The sequence below is a fragment of the Bacillus norwichensis genome (assembly GCF_014836955.1).
In the GTDB taxonomy this organism is placed as follows: domain Bacteria; phylum Bacillota; class Bacilli; order Bacillales; family Bacillaceae_C; genus Siminovitchia; species Siminovitchia norwichensis.
This window is the reverse complement of record NZ_JACSPV010000015.1, coordinates 1-24,886: the sequence shown is the minus strand read 5'-3', so window position 1 is coordinate 24,886 and position 24,886 is coordinate 1. Positions and strand designations below refer to the sequence as shown.

The window sequence follows — 24,886 nt, the reverse complement described above, 5'->3', positions numbered from 1 at the left end:
ATCCCGATACTTCTTTTGTTACATAGCCTATCTTCCTGAATACACAGGCTTTCTTTTTTCTACAAATGCCGTCAAGCCTTCTTTACGGTCTTCTGTTGAAAAAGCATTGCCAAAACAAGAGTTTTCGATTGTTAATCCTGTTTCGATATCCGTGTTGCTTCCTGCATTCACAGCAATTTTCATCATTTGCAATGCGATTGGAGGCTTCTGTGTAAGCTTGGATGCCCATTCCTTCGCAGCGGATAATACTTCATTAACAGGTACAACTTTGTTTACAATGTGCAATTCCTGAGCACGAAAAGCATCAAACATCTCTCCAAAATATAGAAGCTCTTTCGCTATTCCTTGGCCTACTATTTTTTGAAGTCGTTGAGTTCCTCCCCCTCCAGGAATGATCCCCAATCCGACCTCTGGAAAAGCAAATTTTGCTTTTTCTGAGCAAATACGTAAGTCACAAGCCAGAGTCAGTTCAAAACCGCCGCCAAGAGCCAAACCGTTAATTGCAGCAATAACAGGCTTGGTAGAGTTCTCAATTTGCGTATAAACATTTCTGGACACCTTGTTCATTTTATTAATACTTACAAGGTCCAATCCAGCCATTTCATTAATATCTGCTCCCGCAACGAATGCTTTTTCCCCGCTTCCTGTCAAAATGATTGCCTTTACTCGATCATCTTCATCAAGTTCCCGAAATACATCTGAAAGCTCTTTGAATACCTGTGAGTTGAGCGGATTAACCGGTGGGCGGTTAATCGTAATAATAGCTGTATTGTCTTCTATCTCACTGATTAAAAATTCATAATTCATCGTTTTTCCTCCAATCAAATGCACCTAGGCGTATTTGCACCCAGATTTTATCGAGCATTGCTCAATGAATTTCCTCTGAAAATCTGTGGCATCCGCCAAAGGCTTTAACTTTATTCGGCCAGGGTTTGAACCCTCACTGAATGGAATATCAATATTCATTCATCTCACCACTTACAGAAGTAGGAAACCTCTGCTGCATGAAGTTAATTATCGTAGTTATAGAACCCTGCTCCCGTTTTCTTACCATGTCTTCCTGCCCTCATCATTTGTTTCATTAAAAGTGGTGGTGCAAATCGGGCATCATTGAATTCCTTCTCGAAATATTCCATTACATAAAAACCGATATCAACTCCCGCATAATCCTGGAGCTCAAACGGTCCCATCGGATAGTTCAGTCCAAATTTCACAGCCTTATCAATGTCTTCTGCGGTAGCCACACCTTCTTCCAACAGACGAATCGCTTCTATAAACTGCGGGATCATAATTCGGTTAACGATAAATCCAGGTGAGTCTTTTTTGACCTCTACTACTTCCTTATTTAAACGGCCAGACAACGCTTTCAATTTCTCGACCGTTTCATCGCTTGTGCCATATCCCCGAACCACCTCCACAAGCTTCATAAGCTGTGCTGGATTAAAAAAGTGCATGCCTGCCACTCGTTCCGGGCGTTTTGTTGCGGAAGCAATTTCGGTAATTGACATCGACGAAGTATTTGTTGCCAAAATAACTTCTTCTCCCACAATTTCATCCAACTGTGAGAAAACTTCTTTTTTCAATTCCATATCTTCAATAACAGCCTCAATCACAACATCAGCTTCTTTTAAATCTTCCAGGCTTTTCGTCGTTTTAATATGAGAAAGTGCCGCTTGTTTTTGTTCTTCCGTTAACTTCCCGCGCTCAACACTTTTTGACATAAATCTGTCAATCCGAGATAAAGCTCCATCTAAGAAACGATCTTCAATATCTCGCAAAATTACGTCAAAACCATTCATAGCGGCCAAGTTCGCAATCCCCGCTCCCATAGAGCCAGCCCCTACCACTCCAATTGTTTGAATACTCATATGCACATCTCCTCTATAAATCCTTTAATTATATTATAAGAGGAGAAATCATCAGATTGCACCTACATAGTGTAGGAAAATAAATCGAGATTCCCGTCAAAACCATCTAAAAAAGACAGCCCGTTCACAGCTGTCCTCGCATATCATACAATTTGAATGCCATCATTAAGTTAAACCTTACTTCAGGATCATTTAAATCAACATCTAATATAGATTCAATTTTTTCCAGCCGATATAATAAGGAACTTCTATGAATATACAAGTCTTCAGCTGTTCCTTTCGCATTTCCGTTATTGACCAAATACACTCTAAGAGTATGTATAAGGTCCATATTCTTTCCTTCAGAATATTTTTCTAGCGGCCCAAGCTGATTCTCCATAAATAAATGAATAGCCTTTGTATGTTCAAGGTGATGCAAAATCGTGTATGAACCCAGTTCTTCAAAAAAAGCATATCCCTTATCTCTAAATCTACTTTGAACAATATTTAATGCCTGCCTTGCATGCTCGCTGCTGACATAATAAACCGGGATATTGTCTGCTTTTCCACCGATTCCGATGCATACATGAGAGTTAATGCCGCTCCTTTTGACCGCTTTTTTTATATTCGTGTAAAATCTTGGCCAGAAATCCTGCATCCCTTTATTAGCTGGTACAATGAGAACATATTGATCTTTAAATGTAGCAGCTAAAATTTCTTTATTTTTTTCGACTGCTAATACTCTAATGTAATTCCATACGACTGATTTTTTTGCTTGCTGTTCCAACAAATTGCACCCTTCAATCTCATCATCTTTCAGTGTAATGGATAACAACGCTACCCTGTGGGGTTTAAATAAATCCCACATGAACAAATTGGCGTACTGGAGAATACTCTCTTTATTCTCGACCGTTTCAACAAGCAGCTTATTAATAAAGTTTTCTTTAGCCTGTTCTGTTGCGTCCAGCACCAATTTTTGTTTTATGAATTGAATGGAACAAATATTTCGGGCCATTTCTATCATGATTTGGTCATAATCATCCAATTCATCCCCTGACATCCGTACAGCTAAATACCCCAAAACATCGTCGCCTCCGCTAATTGGCCAAATGGAATATGCCTGTCCATACTCCTTCAAGACGATATATGGATTTTTTCTTCTTTTCATTTTTTCAGCTTCAGCACGCAATTGGAGAATGAGACTTTCCTTATTCTCCTCGATCGAAAACGATAAAGGATGCATAAAACGGTCAAAGAGAACGATTGCTTCTTTAAATAATTCACCAAGCATCGAGGTAATCCCGTCAAAACCTTCATGCTTTACTGTTTCTTTAACTAATGCTTGCTGGTATTCAAGTAAAAAATGCAAGCGGTTACGATTTTCCTTTTCCTTATTGTAAAGCCGAGCATTTTCCAAAATAGTGGCTATATGATTACTGATCAGTCGAAGTACGTGCAAATCTTCTTCGCTGAATACCCCGGACTTTTTCTTTTCAACGTGAAGAACTCCGATCGTTTTTAAATCCATAGATATCGGGATTGTTAATTGCATTCCGCCTATTTTTTCCAGGTAGGGGAAATGTTCTTTTAAAAAATAGTTATGTTGGACTTTCATTTGTTTTATATTTTTCATTTGTCCGTATGCAGGCGGCTGGAAAATAAAGCAATTATCCAGATCATTATATAGGTAGATACAAGCAAATTCGGCATCTGTCCCTTTGCCAGCACGCGTTGTGATCTCTTCGACCCTTTCCTCAAATGGCGAATCGATGGATAAATTTTTTGTAATCCATTCTATTCCTTCTATTTCTTTCAACTGCATTTTCCGATTTCTTGTCATCGTAATAGCTAAAGCGACATCTTGACCAAACTCATCAAAATGCTTCCTCATTTCCAAAAGAGGAACATAGCTCAAAAATCCAATCATGCAAAAACCAAACGTATGAAGTTCATCCTTAATCGGTACCGTAAACCATGTTTTCACACCTGTTTTTTTCAACAAAGAGAAAAGATGACATTCACTGGCCATTGAGCGAGCCTCTTTATCAGTCAAACTATGTTCAAGCAATTGATTGGAGCATTGATCTATAGGCATGGGAAATGCATCTCTCACTTCAGAAACATTACCGCTCCATGTTTTTGGAACATACATCTCTTCTTCAAGAAACACCACACCAACGAAGTCGCAATATAGTTTATTCCGAAAAGAATCACTCAAATACTGAAGTGCCTGTCCCTCTGTATCGATTTTAATCAACTGGCGCGACATCTTACGCAAATGTTGTTCAACTTTTCTGACAACCGTTTCCCTTTGGGCATTTGCCATTGTTCCAACTCTCCTCTCCTGCTTTCTATTATCATAACAACATGCGCACCACATAAAAAGAAGATTCACTAATAGAGGGTTTGACCGATTATGTCTGTCCCCTTAAAATGAATATAAGATTCCTATTATTTCAAATAAATCTAAAGTATTTTAAACAGGTGAGAAAATGGTGCACGAACAAAAAAGAACCTCGCTGGAAAATGCTCTCTATGTGTTAAAACTTTTTTCCTTGGATCAACCAGAGATGAGTGTAACCGAAATATCACGGAAGCTCGACATTGCTAAAAGCACAAGCTACCGCCTTCTATCTTCCCTTGCTTCGGAAGGATTTGTATATAAGGACCCTCATTCAAATCTGTACAGTCTAGGCTCTTCCATCCTGTCTTTGGCAAATATAGTACACTCGCAAATTCCTATTTCCAATGAGGCCCTCCCGATTTTAAACATGCTTGTTGAAACAACTGGAGAGAATGCTCATTTGTCGATCTTAGAAGGAACAGAAGTTGTATATTTAAAAACGTTGGATGGAATTTATTCATCTGTTGACTACATTCATCACGGCAGCCGAAAACCCGCTTTTTGTACAAGTGCCGGACAAGCAATCCTAGCGTTTCATCCTGATGCTGCAAAGCTCGCTTCTCATGAATTACAAGTACATGCGAAAAATACAATTATATCACCTTTAGCTTTTTTAAAGAGATTAGACAAAGTACGGAAAGATGGATTCGCTATTTGTGACCAGCAATATAGAAATAACATTACTGGTATCGGTGTTCCTGTTTATGGAAAATCAGGACAGACCATTGCCGCTCTTAGCATTACAGCCTTCTCCAAGAGAGTTTCTTCACCAAGAGTACAAGCTAAATACATCGAACTGCTCAAGAAATCATCGGAAAAGCTGACGGACATGATTAAACTTAGAAAAAGAAGGGATATGAAATGAAGGGTTCCACATTATCATCCGTAACCAATGCTTTGCGGATTCTTCGTTTGTTTTCTCAAAAACAAAAAGAGCTAAGTTTTACAGACATTGTCCGTCTATCCAATGTTCCAAAGAGCAGCACCCATCGCACCATCGCCACTTTAGTAGAAGAAGGCTTCCTCAGCAGAAATCCGCGGACGACACATTATCGTTTAGGACTGGCTATCTTAAGTCTTGGTGGGGTTATTTTTAGCCACCATGAATTATATAAAGAGGCTCTTCCTATTGTTAAAAGGCTCTCAGAAGCTCTAGATGAATCTGCTCATATTTGCTTAATGGAAAATTTGGAGGTTGTTTATTTATTTCGTGTTGAAAGCCGACACCCTGATCGTCTGCTGACACAAATAGGGAGGAAAAATCCAATTCATTGTACTAGCGAAGGCCTTTGTATTTTGGCTTTTCAAGATGAAAGCACAATCACACAACTCTTACAAGCGGAATTATATCCTTTTACTCCATATACCTTAACCGAGCGAAGCGATCTGCTTTCTTTAATGGCTGATATTCGAAAAAACGATTACTGCCTTTTGGAAAATACTTACTACGAAAACTACACAAGCATAGCGGCTCCTATCCGAGACTATACAGGGAAGGTCGTATCTTCTCTATCAGTGATTGGACATACCGGCAGAATAGCAGGCAGCAAACAAGGCATGTTGATAGAAGAGATAAAAAAAGCAGCAAGTAAAATATCTGAATATCTTGGGCATTATTCATCATAATAGCCTATGTCCGAAAAATGGGTAATAAGAAAGCACGAGCGGTGAAGATGGCGTAGTTCGCCTTCTGTAGCTTGGCTTATGGCCTCGAACCGCTGGCACGACAGGCTTAGGACGCGACGTCCTGTCTCTTCGGTGACTGTGATGTTGACTGAACGAAGTCCGCTAGTCGATAGGCGCTAGATCTGGACAAAGAAAAACCTTCTTTTGGATTAAATTTCCCATAACAAGTTACGCTTTCTCTACTCATGATAAAAACCTATTCTAAAGCCGTTCATCTTTAGAATAGGTTTCAAGTGAAACAACCACACCATTGTCAATGTAACTTCGCTCTTCACTTCCTGATGATCTAACTACCGTAACTGGAACTTTTTTCTATAATAAGTAGACTGTATTTTTTTCTGGCCCAAGCGGGACATGTCCAGATTCAAGAAGTTCTAGCAATGGGGCAAGCAGCTCTTTTTCACCAGCCATTTCAGCTGTTGCGGCTAATACAGCGATATACATGGCATGGCCAACTAAAAAGCTGACTACCTTTTCCTCATGAAATATTTGAATAGCTTTCTCAAAAGCTAGATGAAATACAAATTCAGGAATAGTGTCAACAGCTTTTTCCAATAGTTGATTCTGATCCAATTCATCCACTTTCTTCTTTAACATGTCAGGGAGCACACTTAGCGATTCCCAAAGCTCGCTGTCTTCAAAGTTCAGCTTACAGATTGTATCTGCCGCTTCTTCTTTTGATATCCATTTGAGCTCATAATTGCCTACGTTTAATTTTTGCATGAAGCTCCTAAATGTTTGTTCTGCCTCGGCATCTTTCTTACCTGCCTTTTCATACCAATTGATCTTTGAGAGTCTATCTGCCAAGTCGTCGATCGACTGATTCTTCAATCCAAGCTGATCTTGATTCATCGTAACAGCCATTTTTTCAACCTCCTTTTGCTAAGCAAGAGATTTAGTATTTTGTTGTTAACTCAGGAGGACCAAATTTTGGTCCGTATGGGCCTTCATCGAGCCATCGACCTAGTCTTGGGACAATTGAGACGAGCGAGGCCGCAAGTTCACGCTTCATATTCATCTCCCGAGAATCCCCCTGCAAGTGATGCAAAGCTGTCGTTGAAGCGTCACGATTCCATTTTGCCGCTATTTTCCTTTCAGTTGCCGCTGATGATATCGCCTCTTTTCTTGCTTCCTCATTTACAGACTTAAGTGCTTTTTCAATTCCCCGGACAGCAATCACAGCATCAGGAACGCCGGAATTTAATCCACGGGCACCAAATGGAGCAAATAAATGCGCTGCTTCACCAGCTAGGAGCACACGACAATGTTCATCAGTAAATGAGTTGGCCACCACTTGGTGAAAACGATAACTGGAAACCCAAGTAATCCTTTCCGCATATTTCGGATCCATCACTTTCGGAATCCAACTTTTCACACCTTCCAAACTCGTAAACTCTTCTACATCGTCATCTTTTAACAGCTGCAAGTCTACTCTCCACCCGCCTTTGAACGGAACGTGCATGACATTGCGAAAGCCCATGGCAGGATGCTGATAGTGGAATACCCTCTCATTTGGAAGTGGGTCGTTTTCATCTTCTTCCAAGTCGACAACAAGGAAAGTATCATGCGTCCGCGGTCCTTCTAACTTTAAACCAGCTTGCTCTCTCACCACCGAACGGGCTCCATCACACCCGATTACATAGCCTGCCTCCCACTTGTTTCCAGCAGATGTTGTCACGGTCATACCGTCTTCTTGAATATCTACTTTTTCTACAGGCTCCCCCCAAACAAACTTAACTCCTGCATCGATACAAGCTTGATAGAGATATTTTTCAATTTTATGTTGGTGCAGTGAAGTAAAATGAGGCAATTTATTCGAATTCTGATTATCTGTAATCCCATAGTTTCGAACGTATACTTCTTTTCCCCGATAAAGCGTTCGTTTAATTGGCCAAATAACTCCATTTCTTGCCAATTCAAAACCAAGTCCTTTAGATGTCTCCTCAAGCAACTTCAAGGTTGCACTATGAAGGTAAATTGCCCGGCTCCCTGCCCTTGGATGATCTTTCGGGTTAGCTTCAATCACGACGCAAGATATTCCTTTTTTTTGGAGAGCCAGCCCTGCGGTTAGTCCAACTGGTCCGGATCCCACAACGATTACATCATATTTTTTTGTGGTACTCATAATAAGCAGCACTCCTTTTATTTAAAAATGAAAGCGTTTGATAGCTCTATTATAAGTTGATGTATATAAAGAAAAAACTCGATCGTTCTTCTATGTGGAACTCATGTATTTAAATTCATTTTAAAATGAAGAAAGGAGAAAGTCTGTTCTATGAAGCAATCATGAACTTTTTAAAACTCTACTGAACCATGAAGCGATTAGAAAATAAAAAAAGCGATTATCCCTCATTAGGAGAATTCTCGCATGAAGTACTCAAAACACTTTTGACAATGTACTTTTATCCAATATACCTTGGCGTATTTGCACCCGGAATTTATCAAGTTCTATACATTTCCTCTGAAAACCATTAGCCTCCACTAGAGGCTTCTGCTGAATGTAGTTAAACTTCACAAAACTCACTTCGGTTAAAATCGTATAAACTATATAATTTATACGCCATCATTAATTCAAACCGGATATCCGCATTACTCAAGTTAATATTTAAAAGGTCTTCTATTCGTTCAATCCGATATTCAAGTGTACTCCGATGGATGAATAATTCGTCTGAGGCTTCCCGGTAATTACCGTTATGCTGCAAATATACCTGAAGGGTCAGAAATAGATCGACATTGTTTTTGGAATATTGTATGAGCGGAGCCAGGTGTTTTTTGATAAAGAGTTCTGCCGCCAATGGATCACTAGAATTATTTAAAATCGTATACGAGCCCAAATCATCATAAAAAGCATAGCCCTCTTTTGCCGGATGATGGCTCACGATATTCTTTGCTTTCGCAGCCTTTATGTAACTATAATAATAGTCTTTTATTGTCCTTGTGAAATCACCAATACCCAAGTATATTTGAACTCTTTCATTTTCTTTTTGGACAGTTCGTTTCATTTGTATGTATACGTCTCTCCAATAATGGACAGGTGACTTCCTTTCCTCTGTTTCTTTTACGATTAAAATAAATTCATCGCCTTTACGCGTATAAATCATGTAAGGATAATTCTGTGCCAGCTCTGTCTTAATCTGATCCCAAAGCCATGTCTTATATCCCTCAACCGCGATCAAATCTTCTTGCACTTCATTGATTTCCATAGAAAGCACCGCCACTCGGTGGCTTTCGGATATATTCCAATTAATCAGCGTGGCATAAGTAATAACCTTTTCTTGGTCATCGATTGGATCAGCAAATAGCTGGTTAACAAAACTTTCTTTCTCCTGTTCCCTTGCATCGATAATGAGCTTTTGTTTAATAAACTCAATGGCATAAACATTTATCGTATAGTCAATCGTAAAGTGGAGAACCCGGTCCATTTCCTCTTTCTCCAAGAAAAGGACTAAATAACCGAGCACATCTCTTCCACTTTTAATCGGCCAAATTGAAAATGTTATTTGATCCTCTTCTATCCATAATTCTTTTGAAAGTAACTGTGTAATCTGTGGTTTTCTTGAGAGAATCTTGTTATCGTATAACTTGGATAGGTGCTTTTTGTCTTCTTGGACATATGATGTGATCGGTTTTAAAAATCGATCATATAACAGGATGGACATCCCGAGTGTCGAACCGGCAACTGAAGTAATAAGCTCAAGATCCTGTCCTTCAACAGTTTTTTTCACCAGTTCTTGATGATAGTTTAATATTTTTTCGAGCCTTCGTTTGCTTTCATATTCAAATTGATATAGTCTGGCATTCTCAATCTGAATGGAGACAAATGTGGAAACAAATTTCAAAAACTTTAAATCCTCATTTGTAAAAAAGTGTCCCTCTTTATGACAGACATATAGCATCCCCACCGTTTTTAAATTAGCCAGCAACGGGACCGTCAATTCATGCTCCCCGGAACTTTCCACGGAAGGAAAGTAATGGTCAAAGATCCCAACAGAATGGATAAATATCTTTTCCTCTAGCTTAATCGTTCCATGAATGGGAGGAGTAAGTGTAAAACATCTATTTGTTTCATCATATAGATAGATACAAGCACCCTGCGCTTTGGTTCCCTTAATGGCACGTTCCACTACCTTGCCAATAACCGATTCAATGGAAGAACCAGTAAAAGTGTTTTCTTTAATCCACTCAATTCCTTTAATCTTCCTCTTCTGTTCTTCTTTTTCCTGGGCTAATTCAATTGCAACAGCCACATCATGACCAAATTCTGTAAAATTTTGTTCAGCTTCAATAATCAACGGAACAAGATCGTAAAAACCGATCACGCACAAGCCATAACCTGTTTTTTCGCTTTGCTTCAGTGGAACCGTAAACCAAGTAGCAATATTTTCGCTCTTTAATCCGTCAGCAAAAGCACATGTTTCGAGTCCTTCTTCTTTTGCTGATCCCCACAGTGCATACTCAAGCAAATCAGGAGAACAAACTTTTAGCGAGAGATTCATAATTTGATCGATATTAAAATTCCCGCCCTTCCAAACTTTAGGCACAAGCTGGCCATCCTCTTTTAAAAGAATGGCTACAACGTCACATGTATATTCATTGTAAAAAGATTCGAGCAAATAATTTAACGTTTCTTGAACTGTATCAAATGTAATCAGCTTTCTTGTCGCACTCCGAAGATGCATTTCAATCTTTTCTTTTAGCTTTTTTTTACTTCCACCGACTTTCATTTCAAAACGACTCCTTATTTTTTCAGATCACCCAGTGCCTGAAAAAATTTCATGTTTATTCGTCTTTGATTCACCTGAAGGGAACATATCCTTCTTGAAAATGGAGCATAAATAGTTCTTCTGTTTAATGAACAATTCATCCTCCCTTTCCTTGCTTCTTATCAGCCAGGTATAGTGTGGGAATGGTTTTACTTCAAGCTATGTGGGTTTTGATATACATCTATATGCCATGATTTTATCGCACCCAACACGATAAATTTTCTCTGATCATTTGTGGCATCCGCCAGCTTTGAATCCCCACTGAGTGGAATACCGCTATGCTTCCTTCTCATGCGGTAGACTTCTGCTGAATGACGTGAAATGGAGCAACTTCGACTCTGATTTTGACTGCAAATGATTATAAGCACTTCTCTTTCATAACACATATGGACTTATACTTATAGTCACCTAAGTTCTTCCTGTAAGCTTTCAGTTAGCTGTTCTTGCAATGAATTTTTCCTAATCTTTCCGCTGGCTGTCATTGGAAACTCATCTACTATAATAATTTTATCTGGTATTTTATAATCTGAGATTTCATTTTTGATAAACTGAAGCAATTCTTGTTCACTCACTTTTGAATTCGCTTTCAATTTAATGCATACGCAAGTTATTTCACCGAGCACAGTGTCTGGCAGACCAACAACAGCTACTTCCTGGACATCAGGATGTTTATAAAATACTTCTTCCACTTCCCTTGGATAAATATTGTAACCACCCCGGATAATCATTTCTTTTTTTCTGCCGACTATACGGAGATTGCCTTCTGGGTCGATTGTTCCTAAATCACCAGTGTAAAACCAGCCGGATTCATCCAGCGCTTCTTCCGTTTGTTCAAGCATATGACAGTACCCTTTCATGACTCCGAAGCTCCGGCAGGCAATTTCACCTACTTCTCCGTTCATCACTTCATTTCGATTATCATCGACTATCTTTATTTCTGCTCCCGGAAGTGCTTTTCCAACTGTTTCCGCACGTACAAGATCACTATCTTCAAAGCTCGTCATCGTAAGCGTTGGCGATGTTTCGCTCAATCCATAGGCGACCATTATTTCACAGCCCATTGTATGCCGGATTCGTTTTACTATTTCAACGGGACACGGGGCAGCAGCTATAATCCCAGTTCTAAGAGAGGATAAATCATAATTTGAAAAATCTTCATGATTTAATTCAAGAATAAACATCGTTGGTACGCCATGTTTTACTGTTATTTTTTCAGACTCAATTAATTCCAGCGATTTTTTAGCTTTATAATGATCCAGCAGTACCATGCGGGCACCAACAGATATTGCACTGAGAATACTTGGTACCATCCCGAATACATGGAAAACAGGAACTGCTACAAAAAATACATCTTCGGCAGTACATTCCATTTGTTCAGCAGTAATAATGGCAGTATCCACTACATTTGCATGGGTGAGCATAGCCCCCTTTGGCGGGCCTGTTGAACCCGAAGTATACAGGATAGAAAAAACATCTTCTTTCGGATCGATGATAGAAGATGCGAAGCGGGTTTCTCTCTTTTGCACAAGTTGTTCATAGCTTACAAATGCGTCCGTCGAGTGCCTAACGGTTATTAATTCTTTAAGTGTATCCACGCTTTGGTAAGCATTTGTAAACTGTTCAAGATGGTTGACCCCATCAAACTCATTCGTTAAGAATGCAGCTTTTGCTTCAGAGTTTCTTAAGATATATTCCACCTCATTTATACGATAACGGATATTAAAAGGAACGATCACCGCCCCCATATGGGCAACTGCAAAATAGATGACAACGAACTCGTTCCAGTTTGGTAAGCAAACAGCAATTTTATCACCTTTTTTAATTCCCATTTCTTGGAGAGAAGCCGCCAGAGAATAAGATTGTTCTCTGAGATCTGTGTAAGACATTCTGCTATAGCCATCAAATAATACTTCATGCCCCGGGGCTGTCTGATAAGCTCTTTCAAGTAATTCAGAAACGGATAAGTGACCCGATTTTTCATTCATGTTTAAGAATCTCCTTTCCATTAGATGATTAGAGTGACTCCCAAATGGCCGCAATCCCTTGGCCTCCTCCAATACATAATGCGGAAGCTCCGAATCTTTTATTTCTTTTTTTCAGCTCAGATAGCAAAGAGAGACTGATTCTGGCTCCACTTGCGCCAAGCGGGTGTCCAAGAGCGATTGCACCGCCATTCACATTTCCGATTGCTGGGTCAAAGCCCAATTCTTTTTGACAGGCTAAATATTGTGCACCAAATGCTTCATTAATTTCTATTAAGTCTAGATCCCCTATGTTCATATTTGCTTTTTCTAGTGCTTGAAGAATTGCTGGAACTGGACCGATCCCCATATATTTTGGCTCCACCCCAACGATGCCCCATGAGACAAGTCGGGCCAGTGGCTTTAAATGCTGACGTTCGGCATATTTGGATGAAGCAACAACCAAGGATGCCGCCCCATCATTAATCCCACTTGCATTTCCAGCAGTTACCACACCGCCTTCTTTAAATCGGGCGGGAAGCTCAGATAAATCCTTCTTTGTTGTTTCGCGCGGATGCTCATCTTGATTGACGATCTGCTCTCCCTTTCGGGTTTTTACTTTGATTGGAACGATTTCTTCTGCAAATCTACCACTATCTTTCGCCTTCAATGCCAGGTTATGGCTTCTTAAGGCAAATTCATCAATTTCATCGCGGGTAATTTCATATTTTTCGGCTAAGTTTTCTGCCGTCATCGCCATGGAGCATTTTCCAAAAGGGTCGTACAATGCCTCCCAAAGATAGTCTTCCATAGTTGTTTGCCCTAATCTCAGTCCCCAGCGTGCTCCACGAATAACATGGGGCACCTGGCTCATATTTTCAGCTCCGCCAGCAATTCCAATATTCACCTCACCCAACTGGATTGATTGTGCTACATTTACAATAGCCTGCAGCCCAGAACCACAAAGCCGATTGACTGTAAGACCTGGTACATGTTCAGGGATACCTGCTTTCAACCCAACATGTCTCCCCATATAAATGGCATCAGAACTGGATTGAATTACATTCCCCATCACAATCTGGTCAACTTCTTCAGCCTTCACTCCTGATCGCTTCATTGCTTCTCGCGCTGTTTCTGCTGCTAGATCAATCGCTGTAATCTCACGGAAGGGTCCGCAAAACTCTGCAAATGCAGTTCGTGCTCCATCAAGTACAACAACTTCCTTACTTATCATTAGCTCCACCTATTCTCTAATTGATTGTTACATTAATTATTCATCGCCCAAAACTATTAGTCTTTTTAATTTCCTTAAATTCCGACTATTCAAAAATATGTTATCACTATTTTTCCGGAATTTGTACCTTGAATTTAAGTAATTAAGCGGTTACATTTCCACGAAATTGAGGATAGGTAAGGAGCACAGCTAAAAATGGAGGCTACTGTTTTAAGGGACGATCTATTGACGCATAAAAATATCCGGAGGATTTTCCTGAAATCCCCGGATATTTTATACAATCTGATTCTTCATTCATTAAACCCTAACGCTGCCCTCGCATCTTGCGGAATGGAAACAGCTTTTGGAGCACCCTCTGCTTGGGAAGCCCATGCTCTTATTTCATAGCCCGAAGCCACAATGTTGTCTCCTTTTTTAAACACATGCTCCACTTTTATCACCTTGTTTTTCATTTCTACAACTTGTGAGTGAACTTCAACTTGGTCTTCAAAAAACAAAGGACTCTTAAACTGGCAAAATGTTTCTACCAATGGAAGAATAATATCCTTTTCTTTTTGTAACTGCGAAACTGACATATACGCTTTATTTACTAGCTCATGTGTAGCTTGATCCATCCATCGATAAAAATTTGGATAAAAAACGATTCCTGCTGCATCAGTGTCTCCGAAAACTACTTTTATTGAATATACATTCTTCAATCTACATGTCACCCTTCCCAATACGATATCTCTTCCTTATTTCACCAATATACTCATACTACTAAAAAGTTCTATTTTTCACAATTATTTAATTCTACGTTTAATTGACGACAGACAAATAAATGTGCAACGGTCTATATATTGACCAAAGGGGCTGAGAAAATCAGTTATTTAACAAAATAGAGACGAGGACCTTTTCAGGAATACAGGAAAAACACAAGTTGAATTTTGATAAAGGGAGACGCTAGTCTTTGAGCTCGGAACTTGTTCTAAAGGTGTGCTTTCTAATAGTTTCCATACGTCCTTCGCTTATAGGATAACTTTCACGATTTGCTGCTCTCATTTTAAGGCTTTCTGTTCGTTACTTCGGTTTTACTTTCCACTTTCAGTATTACAAGATCTAGCCAAAACAAAATCCGCTGCCGAAGTAAAATTCGGCAGCGGATTTTATCTTATAAACCTTTCTTTACTTCAGCTACGGAGTCATCAATTATAGAAATCATCGTTCCAACTTCTTGTTTAGTAATGCAGAACGGAGGAGCGAATGCCAATGTATCCTGGCCGCCATAAATGATACTTCTACCTAGGAGCCCACGGTCAAGCGCCTTTGCCACCACTTTTGCAGAAACTGGCTCTGCATACCTTTCTCCCGCTTCTAATTCTTTAAAGAATTCAATGGCTCCCAGCAACCCCACTCCCCTGCGGTTCCCCATGTTTCCGTGTTTCTCTTCAAGATATTTAAGCCCTTTTTGCAGTTCTTCTCCCATATTACGGACATTGTCGACCATGTTCTCATTTTCAATGATCTCCAGGTTCTTTAATGCAACCGCACAGCACATTGGATGCCCGCTGTATGTGTAGCCATGCCAGAAGTTACCATCGTAGTTTTCCATCAACTCGTTTTTGATTTTGTCGGAAATAACCATTCCGCCAATCGGCGCATAGCCGCTGGATATTCCTTTTGCCATGCAGATGATGTCCGGAACGACTCCAAACAAACCCATTCCGAATTTCTCGCCTGTTCTTCCAAATCCACAAATAACTTCATCCGCAATGAACAAAATATCGTTTTCGTCACAGATTTGACGGACTTCTTTAAAATAGCCTTCTGGCGGAAAGTTGACGCCTCCTGATCCTTGAATCGGCTCAGAAATGAACGCAGCGATATTTTCTGCACCTTCTTTTTCAATCAAAGCTTTCAACGATCCGGTGGATGAGTCGACATATAAAAATCCCTGTGCCAAAGAGGTGGTGAACTCTCGGAACGGTTCAATTCCTGTCGCGCTCGTCGCTCCCATCGCAACTCCGTGATAAGAAAGGCTGCGAGAAATAATTTTCGTTTTATTCGGCTGTCCCTTCACTTTCCAGTAATGACGGACCGCTTTAAAGGCGGTATCGTTTGATTCTGACCCGCCGGATGTAAAGAAGGTCGTATTCAGATCTCCGGGCGTCCATTCCGACACTTTCTTCGCCAGTTCGATGACAGGTTCGTGGCTGTTCCCTGCGAATGTTGAGCTGAAAGCAAGTTTAGTTATTTGATCGGCCGCCGCTTGGCCCAGCTCCGATCTTCCATGACCAATATTCACATTCCAAAGGGAAGATAAACTATCAATCAACTTTCGTCCCCTGACATCTTTTAAATAAATTCCTTCTCCTTCAGTAAAAATAAACCCTGGTCCATTAGCCATATGCTGTTTAATAGAAGTGGACGGATGTAAAAAGTGCTTTTTATCTAGTTCAGCAAGTTCCTCGAATTTCATTTGTGCATCATTCTCAATTCGCATAGCCATGTAGTATTCCTCCTATAAAATTTATTGAGCCTTTCTTTTTCTCACAAACTCAGGCACTGATGTGATTCTTGGGTTGTGGTCTTCCTTGATTGTTTTGATCAAGGAGTAGGTAATAAGTAGCAATATTACAGTAAATGGAAGTGCCGTAACGAGTGATGCTGTCTGCAACCCTTGAAGACCACTACTGATGATTAAAACGGCTACAATCGCAGACATGAGCACACCCCAGATCACTTTTACTAAAGTCGATGGATTCAAATCACCGTTTGAAGTCATCATTCCTAAAATAAAGGTGGCCGAATCCGCCGAGGTTACCAAAAATGTGACAATGAGCAAAATAAAGATAATGGAAAGAACCGTACTCATCGGGAAGTTTCCAAATGTGGCAAACAAAGCACTTGTCACGTCAGCTTGAACGGCATCCGCAATATTGCCGCCTTGGAAAAGATCCATATGAATTGCAGTGCCTCCAAAAACTCCGATCCACATCGTCGCTATCAACGGAGGAACAATCAATACGCCGAAAATAAATTCCCTGATGGTTCTTCCCTGCGAAATCCTTGCGATGAATGCACCAACAAATGGAGACCAGGCAATGACCCATGCCCAGTAGGCAATCGTCCATTCTTTCGTCCAAATGCTTCCTTGGTAGGGCGACAATGCCAAGCTCATGCCGAAAAAGTTCTGGATATAGTCGCCGATTCCTAATGTAAAACTTTCAAGTATAAATCTAGTCGGCCCTAATAGCAGGACGATAACAACCAATCCCAGTGCCATGCTTAGGTTTAATATGCTTAGAATTTTGATTCCTCTATCCAGTCCAGTGACCGCTGAAGTAAGATACATTACCAGTAAAATAGCGGTGGTAATCAAGAGATTCGGGGTATTTTGCGGGATTGAAAATAAATAGTTCAGCCCGCCGTTGATTTGCAAAATCCCCATGCCCAGTGAAGTAGCAACCCCCATCACCGTTGCAATGACAGCCAGTATATTGATCGTTTTCCGAATTCCGTTTTTGCCTTTTTTCCCGATCAACGGGTTCAATGTGGTACTAATTTCCGCTTTCTCGCCTTTCCTGAACTGGAAATAGGCCAACACTAAACCGACAATGGTGAACACGGACCATTGATGTACACCCCAGTTAAAAAACGAATACTGCATAGCAATCCTAGCTGCCTCCGGTGTCTTGGATTCAACACTTAACGGACTATTAACAAAATGGCTCATTGGCTCGGCAACTCCCCAAAAAACAAGTCCTGCACCAAATCCAGTGCTGAACAGCATGCCAATCCATGTGTAGAAGGAGTACTTCGGTTTTTCATCATCTTTTCCAAGCTGCAAGCTGCCATATTTACTAAGAGCCAATCCAACCAGAAATACGACAATAAACAATACGGCTAACAGGTAAAACCATCCAAAAGTATTCGTTGTGAATTCATATGCAGCATTTGCCGCCTTCGACAGGCCTACCGGGTCTACCGCCCCCCAAAGGACCGCTAAAAAAACGATGATGGCTGAAATCCAAAAGGTACTATTCATAAAACTTGGCTTTGTTCTTTTCTTCATAGGATGCTCCCTGCTCGGTTAATATCGAATACGCCTTGGCGCCCAGAATTTATCGAGCTCGCTCGATAAATTCCCTCTGAAAATCTGTGGCATCTGCCGGAGGCTTTAACTTTATTTTGCCGGGGCTAGAAACCTCACTGAATGGAATAGCAATATGCTTCTCACCACTTATAGCAGTGGGAGACTTCTGCTGAATGGAGTTAAATATCTATATCTGGGTTCCGACATGCTGAAGTTTAAAGCTGACAACTTTCGGTTCAGTCATATCCTGTATGGCGAATTTGATGCCTTCTCGGCCTAATCCGGAACCTTTAACGCCGCCAAACGGCATGCCGTCAATCCGGTAATCACCGCTGTCATTGATCATAATGCCTCCGACATTGAGCTGATGAATAGCGGAAAATGCTTTTTCAATATCCTTCGTAAAAATACCAGCGTGAAGTCCAAAGTTAACATCGTTTGATCTTTCAATAGCCGATTGTAAATCCATGACTGAATATAACAATACAACAGGTCCAAAAATCTCCTCACGGGCGATTGTGCAGGCATCCGGAACATCTTCCAACACAGTCGGAGAATAGAACGCCCCCTCTCTTTTTCCCCCCACTAAAAGCTCTGCGCCCATGTCAACCGCTTCATTCACCCATGCCTCAATCCTGATAGCTTCTTTCTCATTGATCAAAGGACCCATGTCCGTTGTCTCGAGGCTTTTGTCCCCAAATTTGTATAGCGCCGTCTTTTGAAGAAAGGAAGATTTGAAATCGTCATAGACTTCTTCTTCAATGAGAATTCTTTGGACGCCAATACAGTTTTGCCCCGCTGCAGAATACGCTCCAGATACGCATGCATCAACCGCTTCTCTAATATTGGCATCTTTTAAAACTATGGCGGGAGAATTGGACCCGAGTTCCATGCTTAGTTTTTTCAATCCGGCTTTGTGTGCAATGCTTTCGCCCACTTCCAAGCCACCTGTAAAAGATATCATCCGGACATTCGGATGAGTGACAAGCACATCACCTATATCTCTACCTCTCCCTGTTACAACAGATAGAATTTTTTCAGGAAGTCCTGCATAATCGAAAGCTTTTGCCAGCAAAAGAGCACTTAGCGGTGTCATTGTTGCTGGCTTGACGATAATCGCATTTCCCGAAGCAATGGCTGGACCGATTTTATGGGCGACAAGGTTCAATGGATCGTTGAACGGAGTGATGGCCCCGATGATTCCGATTGGGAAACGGTAAAAATATCCAACCCGGTTTTCGCCGTTTTCAGATTGATCGAATGGAATTGTTTCACCGCTGATCCGTCTCGCTTCTTCCGCGCTGAGTCTTAGCGTCTGAATACAACGTTTCACCTCATTTCTTGCTTCTTTTATCGTCTTGCTTCCTTCTTGAGAGATAGTCACCGCGTATGTTTCACTTCTCTCTTCAATATAGTCTGCCGCCTTATTGATAATGCTCATTCTGAGATGAACAGGCGTGTTTGCGGCTATTTTCGCTCCTTTTTTCGCTTCCTCTATCGCAAACAGCATATCTTCTTCCGTAGCAGCAGGAACTGTTGTAATAAGCGAATTATCCTGAGGGTTAAGAACCTCCGTCGTTCGATTGCTCCCGACCCACTTACCTGCAAGGTACATTTCTCTGCCCTTCACTTTTGTAGACAAGGTCATCACGCCTTTCAAGATGTTTTTATGAACTATCTTTTTCAGCCAGAAAACGCATTGCTGTTTCAGCTAAAATAGAAACCCCCATTTCCAGGCAGCGTTCATCAATATCAAAGATATTGGTATGAAGATCCCGTTTTTTTCCGTCTCCAAGCGAACAGCCTAAGAAAAACATGGCCCCTGGAACTTTTTGCGTCATATAACCAAAGTCTTCTCCACCCATTCCAAAAGGTTCTCTTACCACCTTTAATTCCGGATACAAATCCTTTGCTGCTTGAACTAATACCGTATTAACAGCAGGGTCGTTTTTTAATGCTGGTTCACCCGTTTCAACCTTAAAAGTGGAGCTTCCGCCAAATGATTCAGTTATTTTAAAGATGTTTTCTACTTCCTTGATCAATTGCTCCCTCGCTTCAGGAGAATACGTCCGAAGTGTGCCAGTGATGGATACTTCTTCAGGAATGATGTTACTTGCCGTTCCAGTACTTATTTTCCCAATGCTGGCTGCTACTGTATCAAGCGGAGACATTCTCCTTGAAACTAGGCCATAAAATGCCTGTAAAACAAAACCGAGCATCCAAATCGGATCTTTTGTCATGTACGGATAACCGCCATGTCCCCCTTCCCCGATGATTTTCGCATGGAATACATCAACATTTGCCATGCTGTATCCGTCATTGACCTGAATTACACCGACAGGCTGCCAGGGACAGACATGAAGAGCGATCACTTTTTCCACCTCATCCAGGGCCCCTTCCTGGATCATCCTAGGAGCACCTGACAAGCCTTCCTCATCCGTATCTTCTTCTGCAGGCTGGAATAAAAATTTCACAGTGCCCGATAATGTTCCTTCTCTGAATCTATCGGAAAAAATCTTGGCGATGCCGAGCAAAATCGTCGTATGGGCGTCATGTCCGCAAGCATGCATCACACCCTCTCTTTTCGATCGAAAGTTATGTTCGCTCTGCTCGACAATAGGTAATGCGTCCATGTCAGCACGGATAGCGATGGTCGGTCCGTCTCCCGAAGAAAGCATGCCAACAACACCGGTTTTAGCAACGTTTGTCTGAACAGCGATATTCCCAAACTCTTTCAATTTACTGATAACGAATTTCCCCGTCTCATATTCTTTAAAACTCAATTCAGGGTATTGATGAAGATGACGACGCCATTCACTTAATTGATTTGCAATCGCCTGAGCTTCTTCAATGATTGTCTTTTTATCCGTAATCATGTTTTAACCCCCGTCCCCTGCTGCTCAAGTAAAATGAAAAGACTTCTTGTTATCTATCTGTAAACCGATTCCCTCTTTTTCTGTTAAAAGTTTAAATGCCTGCAGAGCAATCGCTGTATCTTGGACTCCAGTTCCCGTCAAATCACAAACGGTGATTTCCTGCTCACATACTCTGCCTGCTTTTTTACCAGAAGTCACTTCTCCTAATTCTATGATGGATGCATCTTCTGAAATAAAACCTTGTTCAATAGAATGGTGCAGTTCACCAAGTCTTGCACATTGTGCTCTCGTGTCGCAGACAAAGCGATCTGCCTTTTTTAGCACATCCGCTTCAAGTTCCTGCTTTTCTTCCGCGTCGGAACCCATGGCCGTAATATGAAGGCCTGGATGGAGCCAATCTGCTTTGATCAAGGGTTCAGTGGCAGGTGTAGTTGTCACTACAATATCACTATTGCGAACAACGGTTTCCGCCTCTTCGGCAATTTGAATGTGGGCATCCAGTTTGTCTTTCACATCCGCCAACAGTTTTTTGGCATTGTCAGGTGTACGTCCGTAAACCAATACTTTTTCGAAGTTACGGACCAATTTCAGCGCTTTCAATTGATATCTAGCCTGTGCACCTGTTCCAATGATGCCAACCGTTTGAACTTTTTCCTTCGCCATATGTTTTGCTGCAATAGCACCAGCGGCTGCCGTTCGAATCTCGGTCAAATAGCCATTATCCAAGAACAGCGCTTTCGGCTCACCAGTGACAGTGCTGATTAGCATCATCAACCCGTTCGCACTGGGGAGACTCAACTTGTAATTATTAAAAAAACCAGTAGAAACCTTTAGGGCAAACATGTCTTTACCAGGAATATAAGCCGTTTTGACATCGACCTCCCCATTGCTTTCTTTTACATCAACCCTCATGATCGGGGGCATGATAACATCCTTTACAGCCAACTGAGTAAACGCATCCTCAATAATAGGAATAATATGCTTATCAAGTGCAATCATTTGTTTAATCTCTGATTCTGTAAAAATATACACTTCCCCACCTCCTAGCTAATAATAGTTAAATCCAAATCTTCCTTAATTATTAATTCTCTTCTATAATCCGCTAATACTTCGCAGCCGGTTTCCGTTACACGGAATGATTCGCTAATTTCTATTCCATAATCATCAAACCAAAGGCCCGGGATCATATGAAAAGTCATGTTAGGCTCAAGTACTGTCAAGTCTCCGCGCCTGATGCTTGCTGTATGCTCACCCCAATCCGGAGGATAGTTTAAGCCCATCGAATATCCGAGACGAGATTCTTTTTCGATTCCATATTTTTTAATAACATTATTCCAAGCACTCTCGATTTCTTCACAGGTAACTCCCGGTTTAGCCGCTTCAAGTGCTGTATTTAAACCTTCAACAACAATTTGTGAAATATGATAAGACTCTTCACTCGGCTGGCCGATAGAAACCGTTCGTGCCAAAGGAGAATGATAACGCTGATGGCAGCCAGCCAATTCAATAATGACCATTTCTCCGTATTTGTACTGTCTGTCCGTCCATGTTAAATGCGGCGTTGAAGTGTTTTCCCCTGATGGAAGCATCGGAACAATCGATGGATAATCACCGCCGAATTCCGGCGTTCCAGAAACAAGATTTTTGTAGATTTCTGCAACCACATCACACTCACGGACACCTGCCGCTATGTTTTGAATTGCTGCATCCATGCCAATTTCAACAATTTTTGCAGCTCGTTTAATATATTCAATCTCTTGGTCCGACTTGATCAGCCGAACATAGTTCACCAGTAAACTGGCATCTATGAATACCGTATTTGGAAGATTTTGTTTCAACTTTTCATAAGCAAGAGCCGAGAAATAGTAAGACTCCATTTCAAGCCCTATCCTGCGGCTTGATTGTCCAACTTCATGTAAAATATCCGCTACGAATTCCATAGGGTGCTTTTCCGAATGCACATAGGATTCAGGATAAGGGATGATGCGTTCATCAAACAGCCAAGTTGTAGCTCTTGCGCCGTTGGCATCCATATGCCTGCCAATCCAGATCGGCTGTTCTTCATCAATGATGACAACAAGCAGTTGATCAACATAAAAGGACCAGCCGTTGTACCCTGTTAAGTAGTTCATATTCGCTGGGTTCGTGATGAGCAATACCTCGATACCTTTCTCCAACATTTTCTTCTTCGTCTGTTCCAGCCTGTATTGGTATTCTTCATAGCTGAATGGCAACATATAGAAGCCTCCTTTGCAAATGCTCATAATTTTAAATACATTATATTAAATGAATATTATTAAAACATCTTCAAATTTGTATGAAATTTAAATGGACCATTTTATACAAATTGAAAATAAAAGGTAGAAGGCGACTAGGACTGACAAATTTAAAACGCCAGATTCCGTGGTCGCGACCACACCAGGGCTTCCTGTCTGTCGGCTGCGACTTCGCCTGCATTAGCACATCCTGTGCGTCAAAGGGCACGATGGTGAAGTTGACTTTATCACCTTGACCAAAGCAAACTCAGGCACCTGCAATCAGATAATAAAAAAGCGGAGACGCTTTGATTAGTGACATACAAACTTTCCCAAGATACGAAAAAACAAGCGTTCCATGTATCCATGTGAACACTTGCTCTTCATTTTTTGTACCTTACCATGCCCTATGCAAGTCTTATGTTTGGCTGGATCAACAGTTCTCTTGGAAAGTCAGCCAGTACCTCACATCCGTTTTCTGTCACCCTGAAGGATTCACTGATTTCTATCCCAACATGATCCAACCAAATTCCAGGAATCAGGTGAAATGTCATATTTGGTTTTAAAATGGTGTAATCGCTCGGCCTGAGGCTGGCTGTATGCTCTCCCCAATCTGGTGGATAATTGAGCCCAATGGAGTAACCGAGCCGTGATTCCTTTTTAATTCCGCTTTTCTCTATAGATTTGCGCCAAAACAGCTCCACTTCCTCACACGTTATACCTGGTTTTACCGCATCCAATGCAGCGTTTAGCCCTTCTACGACAACAGCTGCAATATACTGCAACTGGTCGGTTGGTTTGCCGACTACAACAGTCCTGGCAAGTGGAGAATGATATCGTTTATAGCATCCGGCCAGTTCAACGATGACCGGATCGCCATCTTTAAAAGCTTCATCCGTCCACGTCAAATGGCAGGCAGATGTTTTCTCACCAGTCGGCAAAAGCGGAACAATCGACGGGTAATCTCCTCCAAAATCTTCAGTACCACTGATCTGGGCATGTGATATGGAGGCAACAACATCGCATTGGCGCACCCCATCATTAATAGAGTCCACAGCTGCGCCCATTGCTTTTTCAGCAATTTTAGCTGCTCGTTTAATATATTCAATTTCCTGATCAGATTTGATGATGCGGACCCAGTTAACCAAATTCGTTGTATCTTTTAGAACCGCGTCCGGCAAACCTCTTGTCAATTGAACATAATTTCTTGCCGTAAAATAATAGGCATCCATTTCCACACCGATTGTACGTTTATCCTGCTTTTTTTCCTTTAAAAAATCCCTGACAAAATCCATCGGATGCTTGCTTGTTGATTGCACATAATCATCGTCATAAGGAATTATGTGTGTATCGTCAAGCCATGAAGTGTGTTTTGCTGCACTGGCGTCCTGTCCTCGCCCAATCCAAAAAGGCTGTTCTTCCTCAAGAATAACTGCAAGCAGTTGATGAACATAAAAGGACCATGCGTTATAGCCCGTCAAGTAACTCATGTTTGCTGGGTCTGTCACAAGCAGAACATCAATACCTTCCGCGACCATGCGCTGCTTTGTTTTTTCAAGCCTTTCCCTATACTCCATAATATTAAACGATAACAAATCAATCCCTTCTTTCGTAACTTATTTTAATTTAATATCCGTTCCTAAATCGCTTTAAAAATGTATTCAGTCTCTCCGTCTTCGGATTTTCCAATATCTGCTCTGGTGGCCCCTGCTCCACGATCTTCCCCTTGTCGATGAAGACGACACGATCAGAGATTTCTCGGGCAAAGTCCATTTCATGTGTTAC

The 24,886-nt window shown here is 41.1% G+C and carries 19 protein-coding genes and 1 pseudogene; 2 read left to right on the top strand and 18 right to left on the bottom strand.

All coding sequences use genetic code 11. The annotated features are described in order from the left end of the window. Positions 1-27 precede the first annotated feature (27 nt). The 3 genes from H9631_RS10515 to H9631_RS10505 form a co-directional block, all read right to left on the bottom strand. Positions 28-807 carry an enoyl-CoA hydratase/isomerase family protein gene (locus tag H9631_RS10515; protein ID WP_191812552.1) on the bottom strand — a complete coding sequence of 260 codons (780 nt, stop codon included), beginning with the start codon at positions 805-807 and terminating at the stop codon, positions 28-30. Positions 808-1,010: 203 nt separating this feature from the next. Further along, positions 1,011-1,868, bottom strand: a complete 858-nt coding sequence (locus H9631_RS10510) for a 3-hydroxyacyl-CoA dehydrogenase family protein (protein WP_191812550.1) — start codon at positions 1,866-1,868, stop codon at positions 1,011-1,013. Between the two features lie 124 nt (positions 1,869-1,992). After that, the gene (locus H9631_RS10505) at positions 1,993-4,173 is read right to left on the bottom strand and encodes a helix-turn-helix domain-containing protein (protein ID WP_191812548.1); all 2,181 of its coding nucleotides are present in this window, start codon (positions 4,171-4,173) and stop codon (positions 1,993-1,995) included. A 169-nt stretch (positions 4,174-4,342) separates the two neighbouring features. On the opposite strand from H9631_RS10505, the gene H9631_RS10500 reads away from it, so the two are divergent. Together H9631_RS10500 and H9631_RS10495 are read left to right on the top strand one after the other, a co-directional pair. Continuing rightward, complete coding sequence (locus tag H9631_RS10500) at positions 4,343-5,116, top strand: IclR family transcriptional regulator (protein ID WP_191812546.1); 774 nt, start codon at positions 4,343-4,345, stop codon at positions 5,114-5,116. After that, complete coding sequence (locus H9631_RS10495; protein WP_191812544.1) at positions 5,113-5,877, top strand: IclR family transcriptional regulator; 765 nt, start codon at positions 5,113-5,115, stop codon at positions 5,875-5,877. The genes H9631_RS10500 and H9631_RS10495 overlap by 4 nt, the downstream gene beginning before the upstream one ends. Positions 5,878-6,249: 372 nt before the next feature. Here H9631_RS10495 and H9631_RS10490 read toward each other — a convergent pair whose 3' ends face one another. From H9631_RS10490 to H9631_RS10420, 15 genes and pseudogenes are all read right to left on the bottom strand, one after another. After that, a complete protein-coding gene (locus H9631_RS10490) occupies positions 6,250-6,801 on the bottom strand; it encodes a hypothetical protein (RefSeq protein ID WP_191812542.1) in 552 nt (183 codons plus the stop codon). Positions 6,802-6,832: 31 nt separating this feature from the next. Then, positions 6,833-8,062 (bottom strand): FAD-dependent oxidoreductase, encoded by a 1,230-nt coding sequence (locus H9631_RS10485; RefSeq protein ID WP_191812540.1) that lies wholly within the window; start codon positions 8,060-8,062, stop codon positions 6,833-6,835. A gap of 379 nt (positions 8,063-8,441) precedes the next feature. Further along, positions 8,442-10,661 (bottom strand): helix-turn-helix domain-containing protein, encoded by a 2,220-nt coding sequence (locus H9631_RS10480; RefSeq protein ID WP_191812538.1) that lies wholly within the window; start codon positions 10,659-10,661, stop codon positions 8,442-8,444. A gap of 188 nt (positions 10,662-10,849) precedes the next feature. Continuing rightward, positions 10,850-10,993 carry a hypothetical protein gene (locus H9631_RS10475; protein ID WP_191812536.1) on the bottom strand — a complete coding sequence of 48 codons (144 nt, stop codon included), beginning with the start codon at positions 10,991-10,993 and terminating at the stop codon, positions 10,850-10,852. Between the two features lie 111 nt (positions 10,994-11,104). After that, the gene (locus H9631_RS10470) at positions 11,105-12,685 is read right to left on the bottom strand and encodes a class I adenylate-forming enzyme family protein (RefSeq protein ID WP_191812535.1); all 1,581 of its coding nucleotides are present in this window, start codon (positions 12,683-12,685) and stop codon (positions 11,105-11,107) included. A 28-nt stretch (positions 12,686-12,713) separates the two neighbouring features. Further along, positions 12,714-13,895, bottom strand: a complete 1,182-nt coding sequence (locus H9631_RS10465; protein ID WP_191812533.1) for an acetyl-CoA C-acetyltransferase — start codon at positions 13,893-13,895, stop codon at positions 12,714-12,716. Positions 13,896-14,185: 290 nt separating this feature from the next. After that, on the bottom strand, positions 14,186-14,593 hold the full coding sequence (locus H9631_RS10460) for an acyl-CoA thioesterase (protein ID WP_191812531.1): 408 nt from the start codon (positions 14,591-14,593) through the stop codon (positions 14,186-14,188). 452 nt (positions 14,594-15,045) lie between these two features. Beyond that, the gene (locus tag H9631_RS10455) at positions 15,046-16,383 is read right to left on the bottom strand and encodes an aminotransferase family protein (RefSeq protein ID WP_191812529.1); all 1,338 of its coding nucleotides are present in this window, start codon (positions 16,381-16,383) and stop codon (positions 15,046-15,048) included. A 21-nt stretch (positions 16,384-16,404) separates the two neighbouring features. Further along, positions 16,405-17,949: a BCCT family transporter gene (locus tag H9631_RS10450; protein ID WP_191812528.1), complete on the bottom strand. Its 1,545-nt coding sequence runs from the start codon at positions 17,947-17,949 to the stop codon at positions 16,405-16,407. 208 nt (positions 17,950-18,157) lie between these two features. After that, on the bottom strand, positions 18,158-19,618 hold the full coding sequence (locus H9631_RS10445; RefSeq protein WP_404801732.1) for an aldehyde dehydrogenase family protein: 1,461 nt from the start codon (positions 19,616-19,618) through the stop codon (positions 18,158-18,160). A 19-nt stretch (positions 19,619-19,637) separates the two neighbouring features. Then, on the bottom strand, positions 19,638-20,846 hold the full coding sequence (locus H9631_RS10440) for a M20 metallopeptidase family protein (protein ID WP_191812526.1): 1,209 nt from the start codon (positions 20,844-20,846) through the stop codon (positions 19,638-19,640). Positions 20,847-20,870: 24 nt separating this feature from the next. Next, positions 20,871-21,878 (bottom strand): cyclodeaminase, encoded by a 1,008-nt coding sequence (locus H9631_RS10435; RefSeq protein WP_191812524.1) that lies wholly within the window; start codon positions 21,876-21,878, stop codon positions 20,871-20,873. 11 nt (positions 21,879-21,889) lie between these two features. Further along, a complete protein-coding gene (locus H9631_RS10430; RefSeq protein ID WP_191812522.1) occupies positions 21,890-23,083 on the bottom strand; it encodes a M24 family metallopeptidase in 1,194 nt (397 codons plus the stop codon). A 425-nt stretch (positions 23,084-23,508) separates the two neighbouring features. Continuing rightward, positions 23,509-24,696 (bottom strand): M24 family metallopeptidase, encoded by a 1,188-nt coding sequence (locus H9631_RS10425; protein WP_191812520.1) that lies wholly within the window; start codon positions 24,694-24,696, stop codon positions 23,509-23,511. Between the two features lie 31 nt (positions 24,697-24,727). Further along, a pseudogene (locus H9631_RS10420) lies at positions 24,728-24,886 on the bottom strand (amino acid ABC transporter ATP-binding protein); the annotation flags it as partial.

Bases quoted from the DNA above. Each gene is read 5' to 3' on its own strand.
- H9631_RS10515 (WP_191812552.1), bottom strand. From the start codon at position 807: ATGAATTATGAATTTTTAATCAGTGAGATAGAAGACAATACAGCTATT.
- H9631_RS10510 (WP_191812550.1), bottom strand. From the start codon at position 1,868: ATGAGTATTCAAACAATTGGAGTGGTAGGGGCTGGCTCTATGGGAGCG.
- H9631_RS10505 (WP_191812548.1), bottom strand. From the start codon at position 4,173: ATGGCAAATGCCCAAAGGGAAACGGTTGTCAGAAAAGTTGAACAACAT.
- H9631_RS10495 (WP_191812544.1), top strand. From the start codon at position 5,113: ATGAAGGGTTCCACATTATCATCCGTAACCAATGCTTTGCGGATTCTT.
- H9631_RS10490 (WP_191812542.1), bottom strand. From the start codon at position 6,801: ATGGCTGTTACGATGAATCAAGATCAGCTTGGATTGAAGAATCAGTCG.
- H9631_RS10485 (WP_191812540.1), bottom strand. From the start codon at position 8,062: ATGAGTACCACAAAAAAATATGATGTAATCGTTGTGGGATCCGGACCA.
- H9631_RS10480 (WP_191812538.1), bottom strand. From the start codon at position 10,661: ATGAAAGTCGGTGGAAGTAAAAAAAAGCTAAAAGAAAAGATTGAAATG.
- H9631_RS10475 (WP_191812536.1), bottom strand. From the start codon at position 10,993: ATGAGAAGGAAGCATAGCGGTATTCCACTCAGTGGGGATTCAAAGCTG.
- H9631_RS10470 (WP_191812535.1), bottom strand. From the start codon at position 12,685: ATGAATGAAAAATCGGGTCACTTATCCGTTTCTGAATTACTTGAAAGA.
- H9631_RS10465 (WP_191812533.1), bottom strand. From the start codon at position 13,895: ATGATAAGTAAGGAAGTTGTTGTACTTGATGGAGCACGAACTGCATTT.
- H9631_RS10455 (WP_191812529.1), bottom strand. From the start codon at position 16,383: ATGGCTATGCGAATTGAGAATGATGCACAAATGAAATTCGAGGAACTT.
- H9631_RS10450 (WP_191812528.1), bottom strand. From the start codon at position 17,949: ATGAAGAAAAGAACAAAGCCAAGTTTTATGAATAGTACCTTTTGGATT.
- H9631_RS10445 (WP_404801732.1), bottom strand. From the start codon at position 19,618: ATGACCTTGTCTACAAAAGTGAAGGGCAGAGAAATGTACCTTGCAGGT.
- H9631_RS10440 (WP_191812526.1), bottom strand. From the start codon at position 20,846: ATGATTACGGATAAAAAGACAATCATTGAAGAAGCTCAGGCGATTGCA.
- H9631_RS10430 (WP_191812522.1), bottom strand. From the start codon at position 23,083: ATGTTGCCATTCAGCTATGAAGAATACCAATACAGGCTGGAACAGACG.